Origin of the sequence: Pseudomonas berkeleyensis (assembly GCF_014109765.1) — a bacterium.
GTDB classification, from domain to species: domain Bacteria; phylum Pseudomonadota; class Gammaproteobacteria; order Pseudomonadales; family Pseudomonadaceae; genus Aquipseudomonas; species Aquipseudomonas berkeleyensis.
Genome location: NZ_CP059139.1, coordinates 657,970 through 672,408 on the forward strand (window position 1 = coordinate 657,970; position 14,439 = coordinate 672,408).

Consider the following 14,439-nt stretch of genomic DNA (forward strand, 5'->3'; position numbering starts at 1 on the left):
TGTCCTTGTCAGGGCTGTGAACAAAGCTCGGCCAGCACGCGCAGGCGCCGGCGAGGTTCGGAAACATAGGGATTTTTACCGTCCCAGGCGTAGCCGGCAAGGATCGAGCTGATCATGCGGCGAATCTCCGGCGAAGCGTTCTCGTAATAGATCACGTCCTGGAAGGAGCCCTCATACCAGCCTTCGACGTAGACGCGGAAGGTATCCACGCCACGCTTGAGCGGGATGGCGAACTCGGTTTCCCAGTCCACCGTTTCGCCACCCAACTGACGATGCAGCAGCCCGGCGGCCATGCTCGCCGAGCGCATGGCGATGGTCACGCCCGAGCTGAATACCGGGTCGAGGAATTCGGCGGCGTTGCCCAGCAGGGCGAAGCCCGGGCCGTGCAGGCTCTTGACGTTGGCCGAGTAACCGTTGATCTCGCGTGCCGGGGTGTCCCACACGGCATTGCCCAGCACCTTGCTCAGCGATGGGGTCTCGGCGACGAACTGCTTGAGGCAGGCATCGAGATCCTTCGGGTAGTTCTCGTAATGCTCGGCCGCGGCGACCACGCCCAGCGAGCAGCGGCCGTTGCTGAACGGAATGGTCCAGAACCACACGTCGCGCAGAGTCGGATGGGTGGTGATGAGGATCATCTCGCGGTTGAAAGCGGAGGCCGGATCGATGTTGTCCTCGATGTGGGTGAACACCGCGCGGCGTACCGGGAAAGCCGATGGCGTATCGAGGTCGAGCAGGCGCGGCAACACGCGGCCATAACCACTGCCGTCGAGAACGAAGGCGCACTCGACCTGGTATTCATGACCGTCGGCCAGGCGGCGTACTGACAGGCGCGGGCAGTCGCCGCTGAAGTCGGCAGCGAAGATTTCTTCCTCGTAGCGAATCTCCACGCCCTGGCGCTCGGCCTCGTCGGCCAGCAGCTTGTCGAAGTCGGCACGGATTACCTGGTAGGTCGAACCCTTGCCCTCGGTGAATTTGTCGCGGAAGTCGAAGCTGGTGTAACGCTCGCCCCAGGCGAACGCGGCGCCGTGCTTGGTCTGGAAACCGGCGGCCTGAACCGCTTCGAGCATGCCGGCCTCTTCGACGAAGTCCAGGCAGTGCGACAGCAGACTCTCGCCGATGGAGAAACGCGGGAAACGCTGGCGCTCCAGCACCAGTACGTCATGGCCCTGGCGCTTGAGAATGGCGGCGGCGATGGCGCCAGAGGGGCCGGCACCGATGACGACGATCTGACGTTGTTCGAGTTCAGGAGATTTCATAGCGGGCTTTCGCTTCATGATTGGCCACGTGCCGGCCCAGCAGGGCAGGCAACAGAGTAGAGAACAGACTCATCAGCAGCAGGCCGAAGTACACCGTTGAATCAATCAGCTGGAGCTGCAGGAGCAGGTTGAGGAACACGATTTCAGTCAGGCCACGGATGTTCAGCAGCAGGCTTTCGCGCCACTTGATCCGTGCCGATGCGGCCGGGTCTGCCCAATGCAGGCCCAGCCAGCTGCCAAGCACCTTGCTGATGACCGGCAGCGCCAGCAGGGTACCCAAGACCAGCCAGGAGAGATGTTGATCCAGGCCATGGAAATCTACCCGCAGCACGCCGTAAGTGAGGATCAGCGGCACTGCGATGCCATTCATCAACAGCTTCCAGTGACGCTGTGCCAATGGCAGGACGAAAGGCTGCTTCAGGTAGCCCAGGCAGAGCATGTAGGCGATGCCGAACACCAGCGCGTTCAGCCCCAGTTGCTGGAACAGCACCATTAGGGCGAAGAACGGCAGGCTATAGAACGACGGGTGATTCAGTCTGACTGCGCGCAGCACCAGAGGCAGCAGTGCTGCCAGCAGCGGCCACAGCAGTGTCGCGGGTTGGCTGCTGCCCTGGGCCAGGCCGAACAGGCTCCAGCACATGAAATCCATCAGGATCGCTGCGTGCAGCAGGCGTTTGGTAGCGGCGGCTGGGTAGCCGATGCTCTGCAGGAACAGATAGAGCACCGGAATGGCGGTGATGGAGAACAGCAGGCCGATGCCCACCGCACTCAGCCAGCCGCGCTCGTCAGGCAGCAGCCAGAGTGAGCAGGCCAGGCCCGCCAGCATCGGCACGAGAAAACTCGGCAGGGCGATCTTCACGCAGGCCGGGCTGAGATCGAGGTCGATCACGTCGCTGAGGATGTAGCCGAGTAGCAGCGCAAAGCACAGGCCATAGGCGAGGTTCAGCCAGCCGGGCGCGAGCAGGTCGCTGGCGCTCAACTGCCAGTGCGGCTCGGCCCATAGCAACAGCAGCGCCGGAATGGCCAGCGCGGCCACCAGCAACTGACCGACGATGGGAATCAGGCGGCGTCCGCCGATGACTGCGACCAGTGCGTAAATGGCCAGGGCCAGCAGCCAGAACAGGGCGACGGTCATGGCTGCGGCTCCTTCGCAAGCGCGTCACCTGCCCAGGGCGCGAGGAGGAAACTGAAGGCCAGGCCGATGCTGATGGTCAGGCCGAAATTACTGACTGCCGGTGTGCTCGACACGGCCAGCAGACCGAACGACAGCCAGGTGGTCAGCGCCGACAACAGTGTGCCGAGCAGGCTGGTGGCGGCGCCGCCGACCCGTTCGCGGATCAGGATGGCGTAGTCCACGCCGATGGCGGTGACCAGCAACAGGCCGAACAGGCTGAACAGGGTCAGCGGCTGACCGAGCCAGCCGAGGCTGGCCAGGCTGGCCAGCGCGGCCAGCAGCGATACCGCCAATATGCGTGCTGCCCCGCGTGCGCCGAAGGAGATGCACAGCACGGCGAAGATCAGCAGGCAGGAGGCCAGCTTGAGTTCGGCGGCGCTGACCTGGGTAGCGGCGAACAGGCGATTGAGTTCACCGAGGCGGTCGACCAGCTTCACGCCGTCCAGCCCCTCGACCTGGGCTGCCAGCAGATTGCTGTTGGTCAGGCCTTGCAGGCTGATCAGCCCGGCGACCTGGCCATCATCGGCGTTGCCCAGCCAGAGCGGGCGCCAGGGTTCGCTCAGCGGCGCGGCGAGCACCTGCTCGATGTTCAGGGTGGGCAGGGTTTGCAGGTGTTGCGCCTCCTGCTCGATGGCCTCGGCAGGAATGCCCAGTTCGGCGAGCGCCGCACTGTGGCGTGGGAGTTGTGCCAGCGCCAGGCGCAGTGTGTCCTGCTGCGTGGCCGGTGCGACCAACTGGCTCAGTGCCAGATAGCTTTTGAGCTGGCCTTGTTCCACCAGCGTGTCCAGGCGCTGACTCAGTATCAGCTGGCGTTGCAGGAGTTGCTCCTCATCGGCGCCGCGCACCAGGAAGAACTGACTGGTCGGTTGCATGCCGGCGATCTGGCTGATGGCTTTCGATTGCTCCAGCAATTGCGGCGGCACGCTGGCCCACTGACGCAGGTCGTCCTTGTGCGAGAGCTGCATCAGACCGCCTGCGCAGAACAGGGCGAAGATCAATAGTAGCCAGGGAGTTGGCAGTTTGCGCAGCAAGGCTTCGCGCCAGTCGAGCAGGCGTTGCGCCAGAGCATGAGGCGGCTGCCAGGGACGTATCTCGGCCTTGCCGAGCAGGGTTGGCAACAGGAACAGTGTGCTCAGGTAGGCGCCGAGCAGGCCGGCGGCGGAGAAGATCGCCACTTGTTTCAGCGCCGGGAATGGGGTGAAGGCCAGGGCCAGGTAGCCGATGACGTTGGTCACCAGACCGAGGCTCAGGCCGAGCAGCGTCGCGCGCAGGGCACGCCAGCTGTCCCAGGGTTGCAGCGTCCAGCTCTTCGACAGCAGGTGCAGGGGATAGTCGATGGCCACACCGATCAGGCTCGCACCCAGCACCAGCGTCATCACATGGATATGGCCGAACACCGCGACACAAGCCGTGAGCCCGGCGAACACGCCGATGGCGGCGGGGATGAAGGCCAGCAATACGCGTACCCGGCGAAACACCAGCAGCATCAGCAGCAGGGCACCGGCACTGGCGATGCCACCCATCAGGCTGATTTCACGCGTGGCTTCGCGCTGGCCGTGGGCGGAATACAGCAGCCCGCTACTGGCGAGCAGCTGGCCGCCGCGTGCTTGCACCTCGTCACGGGCCTGGGTGACCAGATCATCCACGGCCAGTGCCAGGTTGCCGTCGAAGGCATCGGCATTGGTGCGGGCGCGCAGCAGTGCCCAGGTGGTGCCTGCGCTTTCGGCGATCAGTGCGCCGCTGAGATCGACCTGGACATTGTGGTGATGGGGAAGACTCTTCTCCACCAGGGTGCTGAGGCCGAGCAGGTCATCATTGGTGGCGACCACGCCCTGGCTGCGGAAGGGGTCGAACAGATCCTGAACGCGTCTTGCGATGAAGGCGGCCGGATTGTCGATCAGCAACTGACGATCAGCCGCCGGCAGTAGTGCCAGGCGTTGATCCTGCAATTGCTGGCGTATGCTGGACAGGTCGGCCTGCGGATCCCACTGCACCTTTTCGAACAGTGCCTGCTGCTGCCAGTGCGCGCCCAGCTCAGCGGCCAGCGCCAGGGCTTGCTCGCGCTGCGGGTGGCTGATCAACACCAGCAGTTCGCGGTTGAGTGGCTCCTGCATGCGTTGCACGGCCTGCTGTTCGAGCGCGTCCGGCTTACCGCTGGGCACCAGCTCCAGCAGGTTGGCCGAGACAGGCGCACCCCCGCGCCACTGCCAGGCAGCAACGAAAACGAGCAGGAGCAGGGCGAGCGGGAAAAGCCGTGAACCCCAGTATTCAACTCTGGAAGTCATGTCGCTCCGCATCGCTCAGGGACTGATCGGCCTGATTGTCTTCCAGGCGCAACACGGTGCTGTCGCCCTGGGTTTCCTGCAGTTCGATGCGCTGCACCAGTTCACCGCCACTGATGACGATGGCCTTGAATACCTGCTTGAGCAGGACGCTGCGAGGCGTCAGATCAAGCTGCCAGGCCTCGGCACTGCCGCTCAGGCTGAGTTCGAAGTCCTGACGCAGGCCGCTGCTGTCGCCCTTGAGCACGGCGAGAAACAGGCGGTTCTGCTGGGCGGTGGCGCTTTGCTGGGCGACGAACTGCCAGCCTTGCTCACCGCGCCGGGCGATGCCTTGCGCGTCGATGCGATAGTCCTGTTGCAGCGGGCGTTCGAGCAGCCAGAGCAGGCCGTAGTCCTTGGCCAGGACGAAGCGGCCGCGGCTGGTCAGCGGTTGCGGCAGTGCGCGCAGGTGCTTTTCCTGGATGAAACTGCCGCGCACCACTTCAGGTTCGCCGAGCTGCTCGCTGAGCTGGTCGAGGTCGAAGGCCATTGCCAACTGGGCAATGCCAGCCAGCAGTAGCCCGGATGCAATCCGGGAGAGGTAGCGGGTAATGAAGTGCCTCCCGGATTGCATCCGGGCTATGCATTGACCTTGTCCTTCCGCTTGGCGGTGGGCGCCCGGATGCATGCTGTTCACGCGATGGCCCTCTGCACGGCATCGATGAAGACCTGTGGCGAGGCGAACTGCATTTCTCGCGTGGCGATTTCCACGGCCACCTGCACGGTGCTGCCACGGGTCATGCGCTCGCCCGTCTCGGCATCGCTGATCAGGTAGTTGATCTTCAGGCGGCTTTCCCACTCCACCAGGTCGGCGCGCACGATGATGCGTTGGCCGAACTGGGCGCCACGTACGTAGCGCACCTGCAGGTCGATCACCGGCCAGGCGTAGCCGGAGTCGCGCATCTGCTTGTAGTTGTGGTCGAGCTTGTCGAGCAGGGCGCAACGCGCCTGCTCGAAGTACTTGACGTAGTGGCCATGCCAGACGATTTCCATCATGTCGACGTCATAGAACTGCACTTGCAGTTCGATCTGCGCCTGCAATACGCCCTTGCTACGCATGGCGAATACTCCCGTAGGGTGGGCTTCAGCCCACCAGTAAATGTCACAGTCGGCGGTTGCGGTGGGCTGAAGCCCAGCCTACAGGCTGCCTACGCATACAGCCTCCAGTGCTGGTTGCGAATACGCTCCAGGCACAGACGCAGTTCGCCTTCCAGGGCGCGATCCTCGATCACTGGCGGGAAGTCGCTGGCCAGTTGTTCGCGCATGGCGGCCAGCGGCGCGGGAATGTCCTGCTTGCCGGCGCGCTGGCGCAGCCACACGCCCTGGTTGGCGGCCAACAGGGTGGCGGCGGCGACCTGCTCGGTCAGCTCCAGGCTGCGCAGGGCGTCACGCGCGGCGATGGTGCCCATGCTCACCTTGTCCTGGTTGTGGCACTCGGTGGAGCGCGAGAACACGCTGGCCGGCAGGGTGTTCTTCAGCGCTTCGGCAGTCCAGGCGCTGGCACCGATCTGCACGGCCTTGAAGCCGTGGTTGATCATCGCCGTCTCGACTGGCGCGCCGGACAGGTTGCTCGGCAGGCCGTGGTTGTAGCGCGTGTCGACCAGCAGGGCGAGCTGGCGGTCGAGCAGGTCGGCGACGTTGCCGACCAGGTTCTTCAGGCTGTCCATGGCGAAGGCGATATGCCCGCCATAGAAGTGGCCGCCGTGCAGGGTGCGCTCGGTCTCGGCGTCGAACAGCGGGTTGTCATTGGCGCTGTTGAGTTCGGTCTCGATGAACTGGCGCAGCAAACCCAGGCTGTCGGCCAGCACCCCGAGCACGTGCGGCGCGCAACGGATCGAGTAGCGATCCTGCAGGCGGTGCAGCGGCGGCAGTGGCGCTTCGACGGCCAGATCCTGGCGAATCCAGGCGGCGACCTGGGTCTGGCCCGGGTGCGGTTTGGCGGCGAACAGGCGCTCGTCGAAGTGCTCCGGGTTGCCTTCCAGGGCGATCACGTTGAGTGCGGTGATGCGCGTGGCCAGTTTCAGCAGGTAGTCGGCACGAGCGTAGGCCAGGCAGGCCAGGGCGGTCATCACGGCGGTGCCGTTCATCAGCGCCAGGGCTTCTTTCGGGCGCAGGGTCAGTGGCGCCCAGCCGAGCTCTTCATGGATCTCGGCGGCGCTGCGGCGTTCACCCTTGTACAGCACCTCGCGTTCACCGCTGAGGGTGGCGGCGACGTAGGACAGCGGCGTGAGATCGCCGCTGGCGCCGACCGAGCCTTCTTCCGGGATCAAGGGCAGCACGTCGTGATCGATGAACGCCTGGATACGCTCCAGCAGTTCCACGCGCACCCCGGAAACGCCATGGCACAGCGACTGCAAGCGGGCAGCTAGCACGGCGCGGGTACTTGGCGCGTCGAGCAGTTTGCCCAGGCCGCAGCCGTGGAAGGTGAACAGATGCTTGGGCAGTGCCTCGACCTGATGCAGTGGCACGGCTACCACGCAGGAGTCGCCATAGCCGGTGGTGACGCCGTAGATCACGCCTTCCTTGTCCAGCAGGGTGTCGAGAAAGCGCGCGCCCTTGGCGATTTTTTCCCGGTAGGCGGCATCGTCCTGCAACTGGGCGCGGGCCTGGCGCTGCGACAGGGCTACGATGTTCTCGATGGTCAGGGCGCGCTCGCCGAAGATCACCGGCTCAGGCTGGTATGTCGTCATCTCGCTTCCAGAAAGGGTAGAAGTTGAACCATTGTTGCGGTGCGTCCAGGCAGTGTTCGCCCAGGCGCTGCGCGTAACGTTGTGCCCAGCCATGAACCACCTGGTCGCGCTCGCTGCGCTTCCAGCTCACGGCATCGGCGAAATGCTCCAGGCGCACCTGGTAGCGCCCGTCGATCTTCAGGCAGTGCATCAGCCCGACCGGGCATTGCAGCAGGCCGGCCAGCAACCAGGGACCTTGCGGAAACGCTGCCGGCAGACCGAGGAAGTCGACCACCACGCTGCGCCCGCCATGCAGGGGCACACGGTCGCCGGCGATGGCCAGCCACTCGCCGCGCTCCAGGCGTTCGGCCAGTTGCAGCATGATCGCCGGATCCAGCTCGCTGACCTGAATCAGGCGCAGGTGGCTGGCGCCGGACTCGCCCAGCAGACGGTTGAAGCGCTCGGCGTGCTTGGTGTGCACCAGTACGTTCATGCATACCTGCTCGCCGAGCTCGGCGAGGGCGCGGCAGACCTCCAGATTACCCAGGTGCGCGCCGACCAGCAGGCGTCCGCGGCCACCTTTATGCAGTTGCCCACGGATGTCGTCGGGATCGTCCAGTTGCAGCTGCTGCAGTGGCAGACGGCCGTTCCACACATCGAGCTTGTCCAGCAGACTGTCGGCGAACGCGAGGAACTGACGCAGCACGGAACTGCGGCTTGGGCGCAGATCGGGGCGTGCGCTCCAGGCGGCCAGGTTGTTCTGGTACTGATGAATGCTGGTGCGTGCGCTACGGCCGAAGAGGTAGAAGTACAGCACGATCAGATACAGCAGCGGCACCAGGGGGCGACGGCCGAGCAGGCGCGCGGCCGCGACGGTGAAACGCATCAGCAGGAAACTGCCGCGCTCCTTCTGCCGGGCCCAGTGCTCGTTGTGCTCGGCAGTGCTCATGCGGCCAGCCTGCGCCAGAGGATGCGCGGTGCGCGCAGCAGCATGCCGAAGAACAGCCGCGCATGCATGCCGGAGATCAGCAGGTTGTCGTGCCACAGACGAAAGTGCGAAAGCCCATCGGCCGGGTAGTGCACGCGGGTCGGTAGCCAGTGCATCGGCTGCTCGCGCCAGGCCATGCGTACCAGAATCTCGGTGTCGAAATCCATGCGCCGGCCGAGCTTCACCGTATCGAGCAGGGCCAGGGTGGGCGGCAGTGGATAGACGCGGAAGCCACACATGGAGTCGCGCACCTGTAGCGACAGGCAGTTGATCCAGACCCAGACATGGGTCAGGTAGCGGGCGTACAGGCGCGACTTGGGCACGCTCGCATCGTATTGCGGATAGCCGCAGACCAAGGCCTGCGGATGCGCGCGGGCGGTGGCGATGAAACGATCCAGGGTGCTCAGGTCGTGCTGACCGTCAGCGTCTACCTGCAATGCATGGCTATAGCCGAGGCGTGCCGCTTCGCGCAGGCCAGCCATCACCGCGCCCCCTTTGCCCAGGTTGGCGGACAGGCGCAGCAGATGGACGTCCGCTTGTTGCGCCAGTTCGTCCATGACTGCGGCGCAGGTCGCGTTCGAGCCGTCATCCACCAGCAGGCAAGGCAACCCAGCGCCGCGCAGTTCCCCGACCACGCCGGGCAATGGCCGCTCGTGGTTGTACACCGGAATCACCGCGCAGGGATTGAAGCCAGACTCAGCCATGGGCCTGCTCCAGCAGAACGCGCCCGGACGAGCAGGCAGCCTCACCATTGCGGTAGGCGAAGTAGAGCTTGCCGCGTTCGGCATCGAAGCGCAGCGACAGCTGCAGGGTATCGCCGGGGCGCACCAGTTGCTGGAACTTCAGCACTTCCATGCCGGCGAAACGCGGCGGCAGCTGGGCGATCAGCTGGCGAGCCAGTTGCTGTGCCCAGTCTATCTGCACCACGCCCGGCAGCACTGGTGTCTGCGGGAAATGACCGGTGAAATGGGCCAGATCCAGCGGTACCTGCAACTGCAGCAGCCATTCGCCGTCGCGCTCTTCGGCGCTGATCGGTTCCACTCGCGTCGGCCGTGGCTCTGCCAGCAGGGCTTCGACCTGACTCTGCGCCAGCTTGCCCTGGCTGCTGTAGGGTAATTCCAGCAGCAGACGCCAGCGGCGCGGCAGGGCGATGGTTTCGCAGTGTTCGGCCAGGTGCCGGCGCAGGGTTTCGGTCACGCTGCGGCGGCCCTGGTTGCGCAGGGCATGCACGCCGCTGGGGCTCAGCGCCAGCAAGGCACCGAGGAAGGCGCGGCCTTCCTGAATGACACCCAGGCGCGCATCGGTAACCCAGTCATGATTGATCAGCGCCTGCTCGAGCATGGGCAGGGAGATGCGTTTTTCTTCCAGCTTGACGATGCGGTCGAGACGCCCGCGCAGGACGAAACGACCATCGTCACCGATCTCGGCGGCATCCGCACTCTGTTCGATATGTCCGGCTGGCAAGTACGGCGAGGCGATGCGCAGGGCTCCGGCCTCATCGAGGCTCAGCTCGACGCCTGGGAATGGCTGCCAGGGCGTGTCGCCCTGACGCCAGCCGATACCGCCGGTTTCCGAGCTGCCATAGATTTCCGTCGGCCACTGGCTCAGGCGTTCGTGCAGGGACTCGGCCGCTTCACCAGGCAGCGCGCCACCGGAAGAGAACACCTGCTTCACGCGGCTCAGCGCCGGCCAGTCGAGGTTGTCACCCATGCGCTTGAGCAGGGCGGGACTCGCTATCCAGGCGAAGCCAGTCTGGCTGAGGCTTACTTGTTGCAGATCTTCTGGGAAAGGCAGTGCGCGGCGATACAGGGGGCGGCCTGCGCACAGTGGCCACAGCAGGCGGAACAGCAGGCCGTAGATATGCTGGCAGGCGACGCTGCCGAGGATGGTCGCCTGGCCGAGGTTCGCTCCCCACAAGCGTTCCAGCGCCTCGACCTCATTGGCCAGTTGCGCCAGGCTCTTGTCGATCAGCTTGGGTTCGCCGCTGGAGCCTGAGGTGCACAGGGTCAGACGGCAGTGCTCGGGGTCGAGAGCGGCAGCGGGCAGCGCCTCGGCGTCCAGCCCAGCCAAATCGTCCAGCCACAGATCGACCTGGGCCGCCAGACGCTGGCGGGTCTGCGCCTGGGCATCGGCCGGCAGCAATACCTGCACCCCGGCGCGCCAGGCGCCGAGCAGGGCGATGGCCAGTTCAGCGGCATCTTCCAGATACAGCGCCACGCGTTGTACGCCGCGCGTCTGTAGGGCTGCAGCCAGGCGCAATGCGCGCTGGTGCAGCTCGGTATGATCGAGTGCGGGTTCCAGGGCGATCTGACGGCCAGCGTGAGCCTCCAGCAATAGGTCGGTGAGGGGCAGCCAGGTCATTCGTGTTTCCTTACCTGCTGGCGAACCAACCATTCGCCAGCGAACAACAGGCCAATCAGGCCGTAAGAGATGAATCCGGTGTAAAGCGTCCACCAGGAGAGCGGCGCCCACATCGCCAGCGCCATCAGCAAGAACGTGTTGCCGAGGAAAAACAGCGTCCAGACCAGGGTGACCTTGCGCGTGTAGCGCACGGCGACTTCTGGCAGCTGCGGCTCACGCAGGCGTGCCATGCGTTCCACCAGCGGTGGGCCGAATTTCAGGCTGAGGCCGAACAGCGCCAGCAGCATCAGGTTGAGCAGCACCGGATACCAACGCAGCAGAGTGGGCTCGTTCGCGATACCGAGCAGCAAGCAGAACGCCAACGCCGCAACGGCCAGCCACAGCCCGCCCGGCCGGCTGCGTGCCGTCAGCACACGGGCCAGCCAGAGTCCGCCCAGCAATGCGGCGAACAGACGTGGTGACCAGTGCTCCATGCCGTAGTAGACGGCGAAGGGATAGAGCACGCCGGCTATCAGCAACAGCAGGCCAAACAGGCGAGCCATCGGGTCAGTCTTGAGTCTGAGGAACGTCGTTGATCAGGCGGTAGACGGCCTCGACCACATCGCCGACGCTGCGCACGCTCTTGAACTCTTCGGCGGCGAGCTTGCGCCCGGTCTGGCGCTTGATGTGGTCGATCAGGTCGACGGCATCGATGCTGTCGATCTCCAGGTCTTCATACAGGCTGGCGTCCAGGGTCACGCGCTCGGCATCCAGCTCGAACAGTTCCACCAGGGCGCTACGCAGGGTGACGAAGATTTCTTCACGGCTTTGCATCGGTGAAATCCTCAAGCAGCTTTCTGAGCAGAAACGAATGCAGCCAGGCTCGCTACGTTGGCGAAGTGCTTGCGCGTGTCCTTGGCTTCGGCGTCGATCTTGATGCCGAAACGCTTCTGGATCGCCAGACCCAGTTCGAGTGCGTCTACCGAGTCCAGACCGAGCCCTTCGCCAAACAGCGTCTGCTCAGCGCCAATGTCGTCGGCGCTCATGTCCTCTAGGCCGAGGGCATCGATGATCAGGTTCTTGATTTCAAGTTGCAGATCGCTCATCTGAGGCGAGCTCCTTCATAAAGTGTTGATGCAGATGGTCGTTGAGCTTGCGCGAGGCAATCGGCAAAGGGGCCTGCTCGGTGAATTGCCGCGGATCGATATCCTCACCGACCCGCAGGCGAAAGTGAAAACGACGCGACGGAATGCTGTACCAGGGTTCGGCCTTGGTCAGGGTGGTGGGGGTCACGCTGATGACCACCGGGGTCACCACGCTGGCGCCGCGTACCGCAATCGCTGCTGCGCCACGGTGAAATTCCGGGTTGGTGCCGGGTACGGTGCGGGTGCCTTCGGGGAAAATGATCAGGGTTTCGCCACTTTGCAGGGCACCGGCGGCTTCGTCGAGCATGTCCATGCTGCCGCTGTTGCTGATGTATTGGGCGGCGCGAATCGGCCCGCGCATGCAGGGGTTTTCCCACAGGCTCTGCTTGACCACGCAGTTGGCGTCGCGAATGAAGGCGATCAGCACCACCACATCGATCAGCGAGGGATGATTGGCGATCACCACCTGTCCAGGGCGGCCCAGGCGTTCTGCACCCTCCACCTCATAGGTGAGCACGCCGGTGCGGTACATGAACTCGACGAACACGCGAAACGTCCAGCTGACCACTGCACGTGCGCGGGTGCGTCGGCGCAGGGTGTCGCCGGGCAGCAGGCTGAGCAGAGGAAATATCAGCACGCGCAGCAACACACCGCCGACGCCGAACAGGGCGAAGCTCAGAGCGGTGGCGACAAGCCTCCATGCATAAGGCGGGCTGTAAGGGCTCAGGCCTCGTTGCGTGACCAGGTCCATTGGCGGTCTTTCCAGTAGTGAATCAGCGTTCGTTGCCCACCATGCAAGGCGCGCAACAGGTTCAGGGGGTGTGGCCAGGCGGCGGCTAAGCCGGATTCGGCGGGCGCGAGGCTCAAGGTCCAGGTTTTGCCCGGTTTCAACAGCAGAGCCAGCGCGTAGGAGAAGGGTACGTCATCTATATAGGGCGTGTAGAGGTCAGGCGGTAATTCTTCTGCAATAACTAGTAACACTGCAGGAGCGCCTTCGGCAAGCAGGCCACTGGCTTCGAGCATGGCCTGTTCCAGACCGTCGCCGGCAGCGGCCATGGCGGTCATCTCGCTGGTGTCTTCACGCAGGATCGACCACAGTCCGATGATGGCGTTATGCACCGACAGGCTGAATTGGGTGGGCGACAGTGGTTCGCCTTTCGCCAGTTCGCTGAGGATGGCCAGCGTGCGCGGGGTTTCGCCATGACGCGAGGCGAATACCAGTGGCAGTGGGCCTTGCCCCTCTGCCAGCGGCCAGGCGACATGGAACAGCATGCGCGCCAGCCGACTGAGGCGACGCCGTTGCATGGCGGGGAGAAAACTTACGTCCGGCTGTTGTTGGTCGTCGGGCACGACCACGGGGGCGTTGCACCAGGCACGCCAATCATCCTCTGACTCCAGGCCGGGGGCCCAGGCGCGCAATCCTTCGATCTGGAAATTCATAGCACGAGGCTTTCGCCACTCCGGGCATACAGGTCGGCACGACAAGACGCCTGAAAGCGGCGGGGTCAGTCAGCGCCATGGCATAGTGCCGGTACTTGTTCGGTCGGGCATTATCTAGATGCGCGCGGTACTGTGCAAATGTTGCGCAGCTTCTTCTGATGGGCGGATGATGGCGTTGTGGCCTACGTCTCGTGCTTGTCATGGGCTTTGCATAAAATTCGGAATATTCGAGATCCAGGGAGAGCAGCGATGCGACGTGTGGTGTTCAACCAGAAGGGGGGCGTAGGCAAGTCCAGCATTGCCTGCAATCTTGCGGCAGTGAGTGCGGTGCAGGGATACCGGACGCTGTTGATCGACCTGGATGCTCAGGCCAACTCGACCCACTACCTCACCGGCCTGACTGGCGAGGACATCCCCATGGGGATCGCCGATTTCTTCAAGCAGACCCTGGCCTCAGGGCCGTTCGCCAAGAAGGGCAAGGTGGATATCTACGAAACGCCGTTCGACAACCTGCACGTGGTCACTGCCACCGCAGAGCTGGCCGAGCTGCAGCCCAAGCTCGAGCAGAAGCACAAGATCAACAAGCTGCGCAAACTGCTCGACGAGTTGGCCGAGGATTACGACCACATCTACCTGGATACGCCGCCTGCGCTGAATTTCTATACGGTTTCAGCCTTGATCGCGGCGGATCGCGTGCTGATTCCCTTCGACTGCGACAGCTTCTCGCGCAATGCGCTGTATGGCCTGCTGGCCGAGATAGAAGAGTTGAAGGAAGACCATAACGACGAACTGGAGGTGGAAGGCATCGTGGTCAACCAGTTCCAGCCGCGTGCCACCTTGCCGCAGCAACTGCTGGATGAACTGGTCGCCGAAGGGTTGCCGGTATTGCCGGTGAACCTGATGAGCTCGGTGAAGATGCGTGAGTCGCACCAGGTCTGCACGCCGCTGATTCATCTGGATGCACGGCACAAACTGACCCAGCAATTCGTCGAGCTGCACGATCTGCTGAACGCGGCTGATTGACGCCGACCAGCGCGGGTTAGTTGAAAGTCAGCACTCCCGCCAAACAAGAACGCCCCGATGATGTCGGGGCGTCCTTTTGTTTC

General features: G+C 64.1%; 15 protein-coding genes. 1 reads left to right on the plus strand and 14 read right to left on the minus strand.

The features are described 5' to 3' along the window. Positions 1 to 8: 8 nt before the first annotated feature. The 14 genes from HS968_RS03085 to HS968_RS03150 form a co-directional block, all read right to left on the minus strand. Positions 9 to 1,256 carry an NAD(P)/FAD-dependent oxidoreductase gene (locus HS968_RS03085; protein ID WP_182370100.1) on the minus strand — a complete coding sequence of 416 codons (1,248 nt, stop codon included), beginning with the start codon at positions 1,254 to 1,256 and terminating at the stop codon, positions 9 to 11. Further along, positions 1,243 to 2,391, minus strand: a complete 1,149-nt coding sequence (locus tag HS968_RS03090) for a cation:proton antiporter (protein WP_182370102.1) — start codon at positions 2,389 to 2,391, stop codon at positions 1,243 to 1,245. The genes HS968_RS03085 and HS968_RS03090 overlap by 14 nt, the downstream gene beginning before the upstream one ends. Then, complete coding sequence (locus tag HS968_RS03095; protein ID WP_182370104.1) at positions 2,388 to 4,715, minus strand: MMPL family transporter; 2,328 nt, start codon at positions 4,713 to 4,715, stop codon at positions 2,388 to 2,390. The genes HS968_RS03090 and HS968_RS03095 overlap by 4 nt, the downstream gene beginning before the upstream one ends. Next, positions 4,699 to 5,325, minus strand: a complete 627-nt coding sequence (locus tag HS968_RS03100; RefSeq protein ID WP_179623677.1) for an outer membrane lipoprotein carrier protein LolA — start codon at positions 5,323 to 5,325, stop codon at positions 4,699 to 4,701. Before HS968_RS03100 ends, HS968_RS03095 begins: the two co-directional genes overlap by 17 nt. Before the next feature lie 59 nt (positions 5,326 to 5,384). Beyond that, on the minus strand, positions 5,385 to 5,810 hold the full coding sequence (locus HS968_RS03105; RefSeq protein WP_119692091.1) for an acyl-CoA thioesterase: 426 nt from the start codon (positions 5,808 to 5,810) through the stop codon (positions 5,385 to 5,387). Between the two features lie 89 nt (positions 5,811 to 5,899). Continuing rightward, complete coding sequence (locus HS968_RS03110) at positions 5,900 to 7,441, minus strand: HAL/PAL/TAL family ammonia-lyase (protein ID WP_179623678.1); 1,542 nt, start codon at positions 7,439 to 7,441, stop codon at positions 5,900 to 5,902. Then, entirely contained in the window at positions 7,422 to 8,369 is a 948-nt protein-coding gene (locus HS968_RS03115; protein ID WP_182370106.1) for an LpxL/LpxP family acyltransferase, read from the minus strand. Before HS968_RS03115 ends, HS968_RS03110 begins: the two co-directional genes overlap by 20 nt. Further along, complete coding sequence (locus tag HS968_RS03120; RefSeq protein ID WP_182370107.1) at positions 8,366 to 9,112, minus strand: glycosyltransferase family 2 protein; 747 nt, start codon at positions 9,110 to 9,112, stop codon at positions 8,366 to 8,368. Before HS968_RS03120 ends, HS968_RS03115 begins: the two co-directional genes overlap by 4 nt. Then, positions 9,105 to 10,769 carry an acyl-CoA synthetase family protein gene (locus tag HS968_RS03125; protein ID WP_119692087.1) on the minus strand — a complete coding sequence of 555 codons (1,665 nt, stop codon included), beginning with the start codon at positions 10,767 to 10,769 and terminating at the stop codon, positions 9,105 to 9,107. The genes HS968_RS03120 and HS968_RS03125 overlap by 8 nt, the downstream gene beginning before the upstream one ends. After that, complete coding sequence (locus HS968_RS03130; RefSeq protein ID WP_119692086.1) at positions 10,766 to 11,311, minus strand: COG4648 family protein; 546 nt, start codon at positions 11,309 to 11,311, stop codon at positions 10,766 to 10,768. The genes HS968_RS03125 and HS968_RS03130 overlap by 4 nt, the downstream gene beginning before the upstream one ends. Positions 11,312 to 11,315: 4 nt before the next feature. Further along, positions 11,316 to 11,582 carry an acyl carrier protein gene (locus tag HS968_RS03135; protein ID WP_106737373.1) on the minus strand — a complete coding sequence of 89 codons (267 nt, stop codon included), beginning with the start codon at positions 11,580 to 11,582 and terminating at the stop codon, positions 11,316 to 11,318. 11 nt (positions 11,583 to 11,593) lie between these two features. Next, complete coding sequence (locus HS968_RS03140; protein WP_017678587.1) at positions 11,594 to 11,854, minus strand: phosphopantetheine-binding protein; 261 nt, start codon at positions 11,852 to 11,854, stop codon at positions 11,594 to 11,596. Next, positions 11,835 to 12,644: a lysophospholipid acyltransferase family protein gene (locus tag HS968_RS03145; RefSeq protein ID WP_170965147.1), complete on the minus strand. Its 810-nt coding sequence runs from the start codon at positions 12,642 to 12,644 to the stop codon at positions 11,835 to 11,837. Before HS968_RS03145 ends, HS968_RS03140 begins: the two co-directional genes overlap by 20 nt. Next, entirely contained in the window at positions 12,617 to 13,333 is a 717-nt protein-coding gene (locus tag HS968_RS03150; protein ID WP_182370109.1) for a beta-ketoacyl synthase chain length factor, read from the minus strand. The genes HS968_RS03145 and HS968_RS03150 overlap by 28 nt, the downstream gene beginning before the upstream one ends. 249 nt (positions 13,334 to 13,582) lie before the next feature. Between HS968_RS03150 and HS968_RS03155 the strand changes: the two genes are divergently transcribed. Continuing rightward, positions 13,583 to 14,356, plus strand: a complete 774-nt coding sequence (locus HS968_RS03155) for a ParA family protein (protein ID WP_182370111.1) — start codon at positions 13,583 to 13,585, stop codon at positions 14,354 to 14,356. Positions 14,357 to 14,439: the final 83 nt, after the last annotated feature.

Bases quoted from the DNA above. Each gene is read 5' to 3' on its own strand.
- HS968_RS03085 (WP_182370100.1), bottom strand. From the start codon at position 1,256: ATGAAATCTCCTGAACTCGAACAACGTCAGATCGTCGTCATCGGTGCC.
- HS968_RS03090 (WP_182370102.1), bottom strand. From the start codon at position 2,391: ATGACCGTCGCCCTGTTCTGGCTGCTGGCCCTGGCCATTTACGCACTG.
- HS968_RS03095 (WP_182370104.1), bottom strand. From the start codon at position 4,715: ATGACTTCCAGAGTTGAATACTGGGGTTCACGGCTTTTCCCGCTCGCC.
- HS968_RS03100 (WP_179623677.1), bottom strand. From the start codon at position 5,325: ATGCAATCCGGGAGGCACTTCATTACCCGCTACCTCTCCCGGATTGCA.
- HS968_RS03105 (WP_119692091.1), bottom strand. From the start codon at position 5,810: ATGCGTAGCAAGGGCGTATTGCAGGCGCAGATCGAACTGCAAGTGCAG.
- HS968_RS03110 (WP_179623678.1), bottom strand. From the start codon at position 7,441: ATGACGACATACCAGCCTGAGCCGGTGATCTTCGGCGAGCGCGCCCTG.
- HS968_RS03115 (WP_182370106.1), bottom strand. From the start codon at position 8,369: ATGAGCACTGCCGAGCACAACGAGCACTGGGCCCGGCAGAAGGAGCGC.
- HS968_RS03120 (WP_182370107.1), bottom strand. From the start codon at position 9,112: ATGGCTGAGTCTGGCTTCAATCCCTGCGCGGTGATTCCGGTGTACAAC.
- HS968_RS03125 (WP_119692087.1), bottom strand. From the start codon at position 10,769: ATGACCTGGCTGCCCCTCACCGACCTATTGCTGGAGGCTCACGCTGGC.
- HS968_RS03130 (WP_119692086.1), bottom strand. From the start codon at position 11,311: ATGGCTCGCCTGTTTGGCCTGCTGTTGCTGATAGCCGGCGTGCTCTAT.
- HS968_RS03135 (WP_106737373.1), bottom strand. From the start codon at position 11,582: ATGCAAAGCCGTGAAGAAATCTTCGTCACCCTGCGTAGCGCCCTGGTG.
- HS968_RS03140 (WP_017678587.1), bottom strand. From the start codon at position 11,854: ATGAGCGATCTGCAACTTGAAATCAAGAACCTGATCATCGATGCCCTC.
- HS968_RS03145 (WP_170965147.1), bottom strand. From the start codon at position 12,644: ATGGACCTGGTCACGCAACGAGGCCTGAGCCCTTACAGCCCGCCTTAT.
- HS968_RS03150 (WP_182370109.1), bottom strand. From the start codon at position 13,333: ATGAATTTCCAGATCGAAGGATTGCGCGCCTGGGCCCCCGGCCTGGAG.
- HS968_RS03155 (WP_182370111.1), top strand. From the start codon at position 13,583: ATGCGACGTGTGGTGTTCAACCAGAAGGGGGGCGTAGGCAAGTCCAGC.